This window comes from Vibrio sp. 10N.247.311.51 (assembly GCF_041467855.1).
In the GTDB taxonomy this organism is placed as follows: Bacteria; Pseudomonadota; Gammaproteobacteria; order Enterobacterales; family Vibrionaceae; genus Vibrio; species Vibrio coralliirubri.
In genome coordinates, this window is record NZ_JBFSVK010000050.1 from 1 (window position 1) to 13,463 (window position 13,463).

The 13,463-nt window shown below is 46.0% G+C and carries 7 protein-coding genes; 4 read left to right on the forward strand and 3 right to left on the reverse strand.

Features of this window, described 5'->3' with window-relative positions; all coding sequences use genetic code 11:
- From AB6E85_RS25205 to AB6E85_RS25215, 3 genes are all read left to right on the forward strand, one after another.
- Positions 1-1,327 (forward strand): ABC transporter ATP-binding protein (locus tag AB6E85_RS25205; RefSeq protein ID WP_372144689.1); only part of this gene is annotated, 1,327 nt, incomplete at its 5' end.
- The gene (locus AB6E85_RS25210) at positions 1,324-2,163 is read left to right on the forward strand and encodes an energy-coupling factor transporter transmembrane protein EcfT (RefSeq protein ID WP_048609820.1); all 840 of its coding nucleotides are present in this window, start codon (positions 1,324-1,326) and stop codon (positions 2,161-2,163) included. The genes AB6E85_RS25205 and AB6E85_RS25210, both read left to right, overlap by 4 nt.
- A gap of 224 nt (positions 2,164-2,387) precedes the next feature.
- Entirely contained in the window at positions 2,388-2,852 is a 465-nt protein-coding gene (locus AB6E85_RS25215; protein ID WP_372144691.1) for a TetR/AcrR family transcriptional regulator, read from the forward strand.
- 97 nt (positions 2,853-2,949) lie between these two features.
- Here the strand turns inward: AB6E85_RS25215 and glgB are convergent, their stop codons facing one another.
- The 3 genes from glgB to AB6E85_RS25230 all read right to left on the reverse strand — a co-directional run bounded on the left by glgB (position 2,950) and on the right by AB6E85_RS25230 (position 10,128).
- Positions 2,950-5,130 (reverse strand): 1,4-alpha-glucan branching protein GlgB, encoded by a 2,181-nt coding sequence (glgB, locus tag AB6E85_RS25220; protein ID WP_372144692.1) that lies wholly within the window; start codon positions 5,128-5,130, stop codon positions 2,950-2,952.
- A gap of 175 nt (positions 5,131-5,305) precedes the next feature.
- The gene (malQ, locus tag AB6E85_RS25225; protein WP_019821657.1) at positions 5,306-7,486 is read right to left on the reverse strand and encodes a 4-alpha-glucanotransferase; all 2,181 of its coding nucleotides are present in this window, start codon (positions 7,484-7,486) and stop codon (positions 5,306-5,308) included.
- Positions 7,487-7,674: 188 nt separating this feature from the next.
- Positions 7,675-10,128, reverse strand: coding sequence for a glycogen/starch/alpha-glucan phosphorylase (locus tag AB6E85_RS25230; protein WP_048614594.1), 2,454 nt, complete (start codon positions 10,126-10,128; stop codon positions 7,675-7,677).
- Between the two features lie 567 nt (positions 10,129-10,695).
- On the opposite strand from AB6E85_RS25230, the gene malT reads away from it, so the two are divergent.
- Positions 10,696-13,404 (forward strand): HTH-type transcriptional regulator MalT, encoded by a 2,709-nt coding sequence (gene malT, locus AB6E85_RS25235; protein ID WP_050620425.1) that lies wholly within the window; start codon positions 10,696-10,698, stop codon positions 13,402-13,404.
- Positions 13,405-13,463: the final 59 nt, after the last annotated feature.

Genomic DNA, 13,463 nt, shown 5'->3' on the forward strand with positions numbered 1-13,463 from the left:
TAAGTCGACGGCAAAAATGGTCGACCTAGCGGACATGCTTGAGCGTTCACCTCATGACCTTTCTGGTGGTCAAAAACAGCGAGTATCGTTAGCGGGCATCTTAGTTGATGACGTTGATATCTTGCTGTTTGATGAGCCTCTAGCAAGCCTTGACCCGAAAACGGGTAAGGCAACGATTGAGATCATTGATCAGCTACATAAAGAAACCAATAAGACCATCGTGATTATCGAGCACCGCCTCGAGGATGTCCTACATCGCGATATCGACCGCGTGATCTTAATGGAACGTGGTGAAATCGTTGCTGATACGACACCCGATGAAATCTTGGCTTCTGAATTACTTGATACACACGGTATTCGTGAACCGCTTTACTTGTCGGCGCTTAAGGCGGCGAAAGCCCCACTAAGCAGCGAAGACAAGCTGTCAAACCTCAAGGCTTTAAACTACAAAAGGTTCCGCCCTGCTGTTCAAGCATGGTTTGCTGAGCGCCCTGCCCCGATAGCAGAGAAGCAGTACCCACCTTTACTCGAAGTTCATGGTCTAACTTATTCTTACGACGGCGAGAAGAACGCACTCGAAGATGTCAGCTTCAAGATTGGCAAAGGTGAGTTTGTTTCGATTCTAGGCAAAAACGGTTCAGGCAAATCTACCATCACTAAACTCATCATGGGTGTGATCGATGCCGATTCTGGATCTTCCTATCTAAATGGTGAAGACCTATCTGAGCTTTCTATCTTTGAAAGAAGCCAGAAAGTCGGCGTCGTGATGCAGAACCCAAATCATATGATCTCGCATCATATGATTTTTGACGAGATTGCTTTTGGTCTTCGTAACCGCAATATTGCAGAAGAGCTGATCACAGAAAAAGTAGAGCATGTTCTTGAGCTATGTGGGCTGAGCAAGTTCCGCCACTGGCCGATCGAAGCCCTGAGCTACGGCCAGAAAAAACGTGTAACGATCGCATCTATCTTGGTGCTGGAGCCTGAGCTTCTTATCTTGGATGAACCGACTGCAGGTCAAGACTACCGTAACTACACATCCATGCTGGCATTCATCCAAAAGCTTAACCGTGATTTGGGTATTACCGTTGTGATTATCTCACACGACATGCACCTCGTTCTCGAGTACACCACACGTTCGATCGTAATCGCAGACAGCAAGTTGATTGCGAATGCAGCGATGACGGAAGTATTTAGTCAACCATCACTTCTAGAACGTGCAAATCTTTGTACCACCAGCATTTATGAACTCGCGACTATGATGAAAATCGACGACACCAATGCGTTTATGCAGTACTTCATCGACTACGAGAGAAGCGCTCAATGAACGCATCAAAAGTAAAATTCGGCATCAATTACATTGATACAAAATCACCGCTTCATGCACTCAACGGCATCACCAAATTTGCGCTCTTCTTAGCTTGGGTAACCGTGGTCTTAACTACGTTCGACCTAAGATTGATTGCACTGCTTATTGTGACTGGTTTATACCTGCTAAAGCTGACCAATGTGCCTGTACGCGTGTATAAGCCTTTGTTATTAGGAACGGCGAGTGTATTAAGCCTAAATGCTCTGTTCATGTATCTACTGGCTCCACAGCAAGGTACTGAGCTCATCGGCAGCGAGACCTTATTGCTGACATTACCGGGTAACTACTCGTTGAGCCAAGAGACTCTGTTTTACTTAGTCACTGTGACGCTCAAGTACATGAGCATGTTCCCGATAGCGTTGATTTTTGTCTTCACTACGCATCCAACTGAGTTTGCAGCTAGCCTCAACCGTATCGGTGTTCCCTACAAGATCGCCTATGCAGTCAGCTTAACACTGCGTTACTTGCCAGAAGTTAAAAAAGACTTCATCAATATCATGCATGCTCAACAGGCTCGTGGTGTAGAGCTTTCAAAGAAAGCGCCCCTAATTACTCGAATCAAAAATGTAGCTAAGGTTCTAGGCCCGCTCATTTTCTCTAGTTTGGACCGCGCAGACGAGATCTCTAACGCAATGACATTACGAGGTTTTGGTCGACACAAAGCACGCACTTGGTATAGCTATGCACCTTTGAAACGTATCGATTTTGTTTGTTTAAGTGTCATCGCTTTTATCGTGGTGTTAGCCATTGCGAAACGCATTCTAGAGCCGCAGTTATTTTGGTATCCGTTCTAGTCATCTGAATTAGCAAAGATAAACAAAGACTTTAAATAACACACCGCTCAATAGGGCGGTGTTTTTGTTTATGCCAAAATCTGATTGATAATTGAACCAATGACACAATACTGACTATATTTAACGATAAATTGACCAGTTATTTACCCTTGGAGTTTGAGATTTAATTCAGAAGCTCTTAATATACTGTGTTTACAGAATGTTACACTCAATAGAGATTTGTAATGGCTCGAATAACTCAAGTACAGAAATTAGAAAATCAAAAAAACTACGATAACATCGTACTAAACCTTTTTCTGGCTGAAGGACATGAAGCACTAACTTATGCAAGGATTGCTCAAGAAATTGGCATTAGTTTAACGACGCTTCAGGGCTATTATCCGTCGACCCGCGCTATTCGTTCAGTACTTCACGAACACATGCTATCGATCGTTATAGACAGTCTAGACTTTTCATCGGAAGCGCTTTTTATCCAGTCTTGGCAAAACGCTCTCGATGATGAGCAGTTTCGATACGTGATTAAATTGATGTTTTTCCATGCTTCGCAAATAAAGAACCCTGAGCAATTTAACCTCAGCTCAAGCGGCGAATTTCGTGAAAAGATGTTGGATAGTTTTGGCGACGACTCAGTTCGAATCCTTGAAATGGTAGTCGGACGCTCAATGTTCTATCTCACCAACTTCAAGTAACACTCACCAGCTTACTGAAATAGAAAAAGGGAACCCTAGGGTTCCCTTTTTTAGACTTTAAAAAAGTGAGCAGCGATGGCTTGCTCAACTTCTAGACCTAATTTAGCTTGTAAAAAACGGTCGATAATGGCGGTAAGCGTAGCTCAATCGAAGTGTCTAACCCTTCGCTTTCTACTGATTCAATCTCAGCTGTCTGCTTCACTTCAAAACCGCTGCCTGCATAGTCCACAGAGTCTGTATTCAACAGCAGTGAGTACTCACCTTTTGCAGGAACACCTAAGCGGAAATGCTCGTGAGGCACTGGCGTAAAGTTAGAGACAACTAATACGCGCTCACCAGATTCACTGATACGTTCGTGCGCTAAAATACTCGCTTCAGCAGAGTCTTGTAGACGCCATTCAAAGCCTTTCGGGTCAAAATCAAGATCGTGCATTGCAGCTTCAGAGCGGTACAGATTATTCAGGTCTTTCGTCAAACGCTGAACACCTTGATGACGTTCGTAATCCAGCAAGAACCATTGCAGTTGGTCGTCATGATTCCATTCGGCCGTCTGACCAAATTCTGCACCCATGAAGTTCAGTTTCTTACCCGGCTGCGCATACATGTAACCCATATAAGCACGTAGATTTGCCGTTTGCTGCCACTCATCACCCGGCATCTTGTTGTGGATAGAGCCCTTACCGTAAACCACCTCATCGTGAGACAGAGACAATACGTAGTTCTCACTGTGTGCGTAAACCAGTGGGAAGGTAATCGTATCGTGGTGATATTTACGGTTGATTGGATCTTCTTGGATGTAAGACAAGCTATCGTGCATCCAACCCATGTTCCACTTAAAGCCGAAGCCTAGTCCGCCCATAAAGGTCGGTGCAGAAACACCTGGGAAAGCCGTCGATTCTTCGGCAATCGTCATCGCATTCGGGAAGTGCTTGTACACTTCTTCGTTCATCCACTTAAGAGTTGCGATGGCGTCGTAGTTTTCATTGCCACCGTCCGCGTTCGGAATCCATTGATCATGGCTGCGCGAATAATCGAGGTACAGCATCGAAGCGACTGCATCAACACGAATGCCATCAATGTGGAATTGCTCGAACCAGTAGAGTGCATTAGAAACTAAGAAACGACGAACATGCTCTTTGCCTAAATCGTAAATGTACGAGTTCCAATCTTGATGCCAACCGCGACGCGGATCTGGATCATGGAACAATGGCGTACCATCGAAGTTTGCTAGGCCGTGATCATCACTTGGGAAGTGAGCAGGAACCCAGTCCAGAACAACGCCAAGACCCGCTTGGTGACATTGATCGACGAAGTATTTGAAATCATCTGGAGAGCCAAAACGGCTAGTCGGTGCAAATAGACCAACAGGTTGATAACCCCAAGAACCGTAGAATGGGTGCTCTGAAACTGGCATTAGCTCAACGTGCGTGTAGCCAAGGTCCGTTAAGTATGGGATCAGCTCAGCTGCCAGCTCGCGATAATTTAAGAACTCACCTTCAGCGTTACGCTTCCAAGAACCTGCGTGAAGTTCGTAGAACGAAAGCGCTTCTTTACGCTTTTGTGTTACAGGGCGATTCTGCCATTGAGTATCTTGCCACTCGTAACGAGCGTGATCGTAAGTCACGGATGAGAACGATGGGTATTGCTCAGAGTAGAAACCCCATGGGTCAGCTTTGTGTGGTAAGCCTTCGCCATTTGGTCCTTTTAATTCAAACTTGTATTGAGCGCCTTCTTCCAGTTCAGGAATGAATAGGCCCCACATACCGTAATCTAGGCGTTGCATTGGATGGCGGCGGCCATCCCAAGCGTTGAAGTTACCCACCAAGCTTGCCGCAGTTGCATGCGGTGCGTACACCAAGAAACGCGTACCTGAAATCATCTGTCCATCACGCTCTAGCGTAATAAACTGAGCCCCCATGTGATGAAACATATCTTTCGGTGTATGAAGATCTTCATAACTCGCGTACAGATCGTGGTACTGGTACGGATCATCGATGATCTGTTCTACGCCAGCCCAATCAACCGCAAGCTTATAGTGAGTGAAACGTAAGTCTCTCTCTTGCTTAAGAATGAAACCACTTTCACCCTCTCGCACTAACTCAATACGAGGTTCCTTTCCAACAATCAACTCGACTTTATCTGCCCCAGGAATCCACACACGTAATGCACCTTGTTCAGAAGGTAGGTATGGCCCTAAAAACGCAAATGGGTCTGTGAAACAAGCCTGTGATAGTTGGGTATATATTTGTTTTTGCTTTGAAATCGAACTTAGTTCCAAAACGTTTCTCCCTAACCAAACATCCAAAAAACATAATACAAAAATGCCCGCTATTAGTGCGGGCAATATAACGACGGTTTATTCTACCAGATGAGCATTCATTATTGAGTGACCGAGGTTGTAGTTTCGTACGGCGTAAGCAAAAAACCACCTAATTTCAAGTCACTCAACGTCATTACTTACCTGCTTTTTCTCGAACGTCAGTCAGCTTAGAAGCGATACGATTAACGCCTTCGTGAGCAAATATTTCGTCCAAGTTCATTGATAGTTTACGACGCCAGTTAGGGTACTCATCAACCGTGCCAGGAATGTTTACTGGCTTATCCATCTCTAGCCAATCTTCTAGCTGAACGCTCAGTAGTGTTGAACCACCAGCCGCCACGTGCAGTTGAAGTGCCTCAGCAAGGTAAGAGTCCATCGGTACTTGGCTCGCATCGCGGCCCACACCTTCTGGTAGGAAACCATGCCACGCTACAGAATCTAAGATACCTTGCTTGCACTCTAGACGGTCATCGAACAAGGTTTCTAGTTGTTCTGCATCTGGGTATAAGCCAATCTCTTGGCCCATTTTCAGGTCATCACAGTGCCAGAAGCCACGAAGCGTTGGCATATCGTGGGTACACAGTGCCGCCATCGATTGTGATGCATAGTGTTTTGGTGAGATGAAACCACCGTCGTCTTCTGATGTTTCGAAGAAGAACACTTTGTAAGAATGCACGCCAGCATCTGCAAGGATGTCGACGATTTCATCCGGCACCGTACCTAAATCTTCACCGATAACGCTACATTGGTAACGGTGAGATTCAAGCGCCAGAATAGACAGCATATCTTGTACTGGGTAGTAGATGTACGCGCCCTTAGTTGCGTTCTCACCCTTTGGAATCCACCACAAACGCAGTAGACCTAAAACGTGGTCAATACGCAGTGCACCACAGTGCTTCATGTTTGCACGAAGTAGCTTGATGTAAGCGTCGTAGCTTGTTTCTTGAAGCACTTCTGGGTTTAACGGAGGTAGACCCCAGTTCTGACCCAAAGGACCAAGAATATCAGGTGGAGCACCAATGCTCGCATCCATCACTAGGTTGCCTTCGTCAGCCCAAGTCTCGCTGCCTGAATCTGCAACACCTACTGCTAAGTCACGGTACAGGCCAACAGCCATGCCCTTCTCTTCAGCAAGAGACTGTGCATCGTTGATCTGGCAATCTGCTAGCCATTGCAGGTACATGTACAGATGAACGTTTTCTAGGTTCTCTTTGATGTACTTTTGTGTCGCTGGGCTGTCGAATGTACGGTACTTCTCAGGGAATACTGGCCATCCCCACATGCCAGAATCTTCTGCATGCAGTTCACCATGCAGAGCATCAAACGCCGCTTGATGCATCAGGCTATCGCCACCCTCTTCTACGAAGGCTAAGAACGCTTGTGCACGGTCGCTGTTTTTGTCTAGATGACGAGTCTTAAATTCTGCGAATAACAGAGGCAAGATGCTCATCTTAAGCTCAGACACTTCGGTGTAGTTTACCCAGTGTGCTTCACGCGCTTTTTGTAGACGCTGTTGGAACTCTGCGCTGCCGACTGTTTGTTGTGCTTCTGCACTTAGTGCAAATTCAGGAACTGAACTCACATCAATGTATAGGATGTTCAACCAGCGACGAGAAGACGGGCTATATGGGCTCGCACCTTCAGGGTTCGCAGGGAACAATGAGTGAATCGGGTTTAGACCAACGAAGTCACCGCCGCGAGAAGCGATATCCGCAACAAGCTGTTTGAGGTCACCGAAATCACCAATACCCCAGTTGTGCTGAGTTCTTAGTGTGTAAAGTTGAACACTTGGTCCCCAAAGCTTTTTGCCTTGCTCGATTGGTGACTGCTTGAAACACGCTTTTGGCGTAATAATCAGTGTCATCTCGTAAGGCTTCTTACGGCGCTTACGGCTCACAATCAGCTTGTGATAACCCCATGCCAAATCACTTGGCAATGCAAACACTAAAGGGCCACCCTCGGCACGCTCGTCACGAACGACTTGAGATTGAAGATAGCCTTCAAGTACCTCTCCTTGCTCGGTTTCTAAGCGCCAGCTGAACTCACTTTCACGAGCACTTACACCTAGATTAAGCGCCACTTCTACTGGCTCACCGTCACGCAAGACAAGAACTGGGTCTAGTACATCTTTTTTGTGTTTTCTTTCTGCTGACTTAAGCAGTGCATCATCGCTACTTGTATCGTAGCCCAACGAAGCCAATAGAGACGTGATCGTCTCGTCTGATACTTGTGCTTCATCGCCCCACGCACTAACGTAACTGTCGGCAATGTTTGCCATTTCTGCGACTTGTTTTAATACGGTTTGTTCTTTCATCGCTCTCTCCGAAAACGTTCTGACGCTTTCTATTTTGTAGGGTTATTAATTTAATTTTTTACTAATCAATTAGCTTGTGACAATCGGTTTGTAAGCAGCTTGTTTATAAACGACAAACCTTTAAGCCTTTCGTTTGCTCACAAGCTAATTGAGCCAAGGCAGAAACTGCCTTGGCTACTTTGGAAGTATTAACGGTTAACCGCTTCAAGTTTCCAGATGTTGTTCACGTAGTCGCGGATAGAGCGGTCTGATGTGAACTTACCAACCAATGCTGTGTTAAGAATTGCTTTCTTAGCCCAACCTGCTTGGTCTTTGTATTGCGTGCCCATGTCTTCGTGCGCTTTCACGTAAGAGGCGAAGTCAGCAAGACATAGGTAAGGGTCACCACCGTCTAGCAGGCTATCAAACGTTGCACGTAGAAGACCTGGTTGACCTGGAGTGAACTCGTCGCCAGTCAGTAGGTCTAGAGATGCTTTCAGTAGTGGGTCTGCATTGTAGTAGTCGTATGGGTTATAGCCCTGAGCTTTCAGTGCTTGAACACCATCAACGTCTAGGCCGAAGATGTAGATGTTTTCATCACCCACCTCTTCACGAATCTCAACGTTTGCACCATCCATCGTACCGATAGTTAGCGCGCCGTTTAGAGCCATCTTCATGTTGCCCGTACCAGATGCTTCTTTACCCGCTAGTGAGATTTGCTGAGAAACGTCTGCTGCAGGGATGATGATTTCAGCCATGCTTACACGGTAGTCAGGGATGAATACCACTTTCAGTTTGTTACCAATGCGAGGGTCGTTGTTGATCTTCTCTGCAATCTTGTTAACTGCGAAGATGATCTCTTTCGCTAGGTGGTAACCCGGTGCTGCTTTCGCTGCGAAGAAACATACGCGTGGCTCACACTCGAAACCTGGTTCGTTAAGAATACGGTGGTACAGAGATAGAATGTGTAGCAAATCTAGGTGCTGACGCTTGTATTCGTGTAGACGCTTGATTTGAACGTCAAAGATAGCGTTAGTATCTAGCTCGATACCCATGTTCTCTTGAACCCAATCAGCTAGGCGCTGTTTGTTTTCTTTCTTAACAGCCATGAATTCTTTTTGGAATTTCGCGTCTGTTGCAAACTTAGCGATGCCTTCTAGCTGCTCAAGTTTTGCTGGCCATTCAGTACCGATCTTACCAGTGATTAGCGTAGATAGACCTGGGTTACAGAACTTCAACCAACGACGTGGCGTGATGCCGTTCGTTACGTTAGTCAGTTTACCTGGGAAGATTTCGTTGAACTCAGGGAACAAGTCTTTCTTAACCAGTTGTGAGTGAAGTGCAGCTACACCGTTCACTTTGTAAGAACCAATCACACATAGGTTTGCCATGCGAACCATGCGGTGGAAACCTTCTTGGATGATAGAAAGCTTCGCTTGCTTCTCACCGTCTCCAGGCCACATCTTGCGAACTTCTTGCATGAAGCGGTGGTTGATTTCAAAAATGATTTCCATGTGACGTGGAAGAAGACGGTTGATCAGTGATTCAGACCAAGTCTCTAGTGCTTCAGGAAGTAGTGTGTGGTTCGTGTATGCGAACGTATGAGCACTGATTTCCCATGCTTGATCCCAAGATAGACCTTTCTCGTCAATCAAGATGCGCATTAGCTCAGGAATCGCAATCGTTGGGTGCGTATCGTTAAGCTGAATCGTTTCTTGCTTAGGCAGATCTTCTAGAGAGAAACCTGCTGCTTCGTGACGACGTAGAATATCGCGAACAGACGCTGCTGAGTGGAAGTACTGCTGCATTAGGCGCAGAGTCTTACCTTTCTCGTGGTTGTCGTTCGGGTAAAGTACTTTAGTGATGTTACCTGCATCGATTAGCGAGTGTTGCGCCTCGAAGTAATCACCGTTGTTAAAGCTTGCTAGTGAGAATGGTGCAATTGCCTGACATTCCCAAAGACGCAGCGGGTAAACCGTGTTTGACTCGTAACCTACGATAGGTAGATCCCAAGGCATTGCTTTTACTTCCATACCTGGAACCCAAGTACGAACTTCTTTACCGTCAACGAATTCAACGTCTACATGACCGTAAAAACCAATGTGTTGTGCTAGTTCTGGACGAGCCACTTCCCATGGGTAACCTTCAACACCACGCCATGCGTCAGGTGCTTCTTGTTGACGACCGTCTTGGAAAGATTGTTTGAATAGACCGTACTCGTAGTGAAGACCGTAGCCTACTGTTGGGTATTCTTGAGCGGCACAAGAATCCATGAAACAAGCAGCTAGACGACCAAGACCACCATTACCTAGTGATGGGTCGCGTTCTTCTTCTAGAAGGTCAGTTAGGTTTTGACCTAGCTCTTCCATTGCATGAGTGATCTGTTCGTAAAGACCCATGCTGATCAGATTGTTACCTGTTAGACGACCAATCAAAAACTCTAATGATAGGTAGTTAACGCTCTTAGCGTTCTTAATTTTTTCATCATTTTCAGTTTCTAGCAGGTCAAAAGTCGTTAGCTCTGCAAGAGCACGACCCATTGCTAGATACCATGAACGGCTGTCTGCTGTTTCAACGGTTGTTGCGTAGGTTGCAGATAAATGTTTCTTAACACTCTCTTGGAATGACACTTTATCGAAAGTTTTTTGCTGAGTTGGTTTCATTTCAGAAATCTCGCTTTTAATAGTTCTAATTCATCTGTGACATATCGTGCATGGTCACCATAAACTAAACATCCTCCCGCTAATGCAACTGACTAGGAGTAGATGGGAGGGCGTAGGGGGCGTACCGACTTAGGGTTAGTGATCTGACTCTCATGTTCTGACTGCGAACAAAAACTTGGAGTGACTAAGATCACAAGCTCCCGTTCGATAACTTAACTTCAATTGATGTGACTTTTATTTAACCAGATTAAAGTCATTGTCAAATCTGATATTCAGATCACGAAAATAATTTCCAGCTCTCATCTTTTGCATAGATTCCAGTGTAGGGATGAACGAAGTCACATTCGAAAACCAACCCGCAACGTGAGCAAAGTCTCAAATAAAGGGCGTAGACACCCAAAAACATGCAGGAGTGCAAGGTTTCTGAGGAGGATCGTAGTCGGTAACGTTTTGCTTCACGTAATATGAGTAAAGACTTAAGTAATTAGGCTAATGTCATTGGAGTGCACTCAACGATAGATTGGGATATTCCAGAACATAGCCACGGAATAGGTGTAAAACTTCGATATGTGGATCCCTTCGAAACTGACTCGTCCCGGCCGCTTACATAATGCAATCCTACGACCTAGGGTTCTCGATCTGCTTCACAATGCAGATTGCTATAAGCTTGTATTGTTCCGCTCTCCAGCGGGCTACGGTAAAACCACCATGGCTGCACAATGGTTGGTAGATAAACCTAATGTTGGTTGGTACAGCATTGATGATAGCGACAACGATGCCTTCCGCTTTATCAACTACCTACTTCAATCACTTAATAAAGCGACTCAAAATGCCTGTCCGAATGCCCAAAAGCTGGCAGAAAAGCGACAGTTTTCGTCGCTGCATTCTTTATTGAGTGAAGTATTTGCCGAGATGTCTGAATTCCATCACGAGTGTTTTCTGGTGTTGGATGACTATCACTTGGTCAACAATGACGACATCCACGAAGCCATGCGCTTCTTCCTCAAACACATGCCCGATAACCTAACGTTGGTTGTCACCAGTCGTGGTACGCCACCACTTGGTACAGCAAACCTGCGCGTTCGTGACTTAATGATCGAATTAGGTAATGACTCGTTGGCGTTTGATACCGAAGAAACCACACGCTTTTTCAACCAACGCGTAGCCGACGGCATTGATGACACCACGGCAGACAGTATTTGTAGTTATGTAGAAGGTTGGCCTTCTGCGCTGCAACTTATCGCGCTGCAAGCACAACACCAAAAACGCACTCTTGCACAGTCCGCAGAGTCATTCTCTCACTTTAACCACGCCCATCTTTGGGACTACTTGGTTGAAGAAGTATTCGACCTGCTAGACAAAGAAACCCGACAGTTCTTGATGCAATGTTCTGTGCTTGATCACTTCAACGATGAACTTGTGTGTGCACTTACACAGCGTGAAGATGCGTTAGGAATGATCGAATCACTCAACCGTTTTGGTTTGTTCATCTACCCGCTTGAAGGTGAAAAGAACTGGTATCGCTTCCATAACTTGTTTGGTGAATTCCTCGCACATGAGCGCCAAGCTCGAATTCCTCAGCAAGAAGCAGAACTGCATCGAAGTGCTGCAAAAGCGTGGATCAAGCAAAACACACCGCACCAAGCACTACGTCACGCACAGCGCGCTGAAGATCCAGAACTGATCATTCAAATCCTGACTGAGCACGGTTGGCCTATGTTCAACCAAGGTGAGCTGTCGTCACTAGAGATGGCGATCAAGCAACTGACTACCGATCAACTGTACAGCGAGCCAAAGCTTTCGATGCTACGCGCGTGGTTGGCACAAAGTCAGCACCGTTATGACCAAGTGGGTACTTTGTTGGAAGAGGCTGAGACTCAATATCAAGCTCGAAACATTGAACTCGATACTCAGCAGCAAGGCCAATACAACGCCTTACGCGCCCAAGTTGCCATTAACAGCAATGAGCCTGAGAAAGCATTGGAATTGGCTGAGCTTTCGTTGAGCCAACTGAACACCACAGTTTATCGCAGCCGCATTGTTGCAACCTCGGTTGTGGGCGAAGTGAATCACGTAATGGGTAACCTAAGCCGTGCGCTACCGATGATGCAACAAACAGAAAAACTGGCACGTCAGTATCAGGTTTATCATCAGGCTCTGTGGGCGATTCTGCAACAAAGCGAAATCTTGATTGCTCAAGGTTATGTTCAAGCTGCATTTGAGCTACAAGACAGTGCATTCAAATTGATTGAAGAACATCAGCTGCAATACGTACCTCTGCACGAATTCTTGCTGCGTGTTCGCGCTCAGATCTTCTGGTGTTGGAACCGACTAGATGAAGCGGAAGAGTGTTGCTACAAAGGATTAGATATCCTTGGTCACCACTCTCCGAGTAAACACCTACACAGTTATTCCATGTTGGCTCGTATTTCATTGAGCCGCGGCGAGATAGATAAAGCGTCGAAATTTATTGACCAGATTCAGCACCTTTTGCGTCAATCGACTTACCACGTAGATTGGACGGCAAATGCTTCTCTTTCTTTGATTCTGTTCTGGCAAGTAAAAGGCGATAAAGAAGCGATACGTGATTGGCTGAGTGTGGCTGTTCGACCTGAATCGGCAAGCAACCACTTCTGCCAACTTCAGTGGCGAAACATCGTTCGTGCACACATCATCCTTGAGCAATACGAAGAAGCCGAAGAAGCGCTGACCTTCCTTAAGAGTGAAGCCCAGCGTTCGCACCTGATTACAGACACCAACCGCAACTTGATCGTTGAAGCCGTGTTACGCACACAAATTAATGATGAAGACAGCGCACGAGTACTACTCGAAGAAGCGCTTCATATGACTAACCAAACCGGTATGGTCGGTAACTTCTTAGTCGACGGTGGGACTATCGGGCATATCCTAGATAAGTTAAGCAACAAGCCAGGCTTAGGTGATTTAGAACGTCACCGCGCACAACAGATCATGAAAGATATTTCCACCACCCAGCGCAGTCGTTCGGTTCACTTCGATGAAGACTTTGTTGAGAACTTGGTTAATCACCCGAATATTCCTGAGCTGGTGCGTACTAGCCCACTCACCCAGCGTGAATGGCAAGTGCTTGGTCTGATCTATTCAGGATTCAGTAATGAGCAGATCGCTCAAGAACTCGATGTAGCGGGTACCACGATCAAGACTCACATCCGTAACCTTTACCAAAAGCTCAACATTGCTAACCGTAAAGAAGCAATCAGCACAGCGGAAAACTTGCTGCAGTTGATGGGATACTAAAGCGGATTCGAGATTCGAGATTCGAGATTCGAGATTCGAGATTCGAGATTCGAGATTCG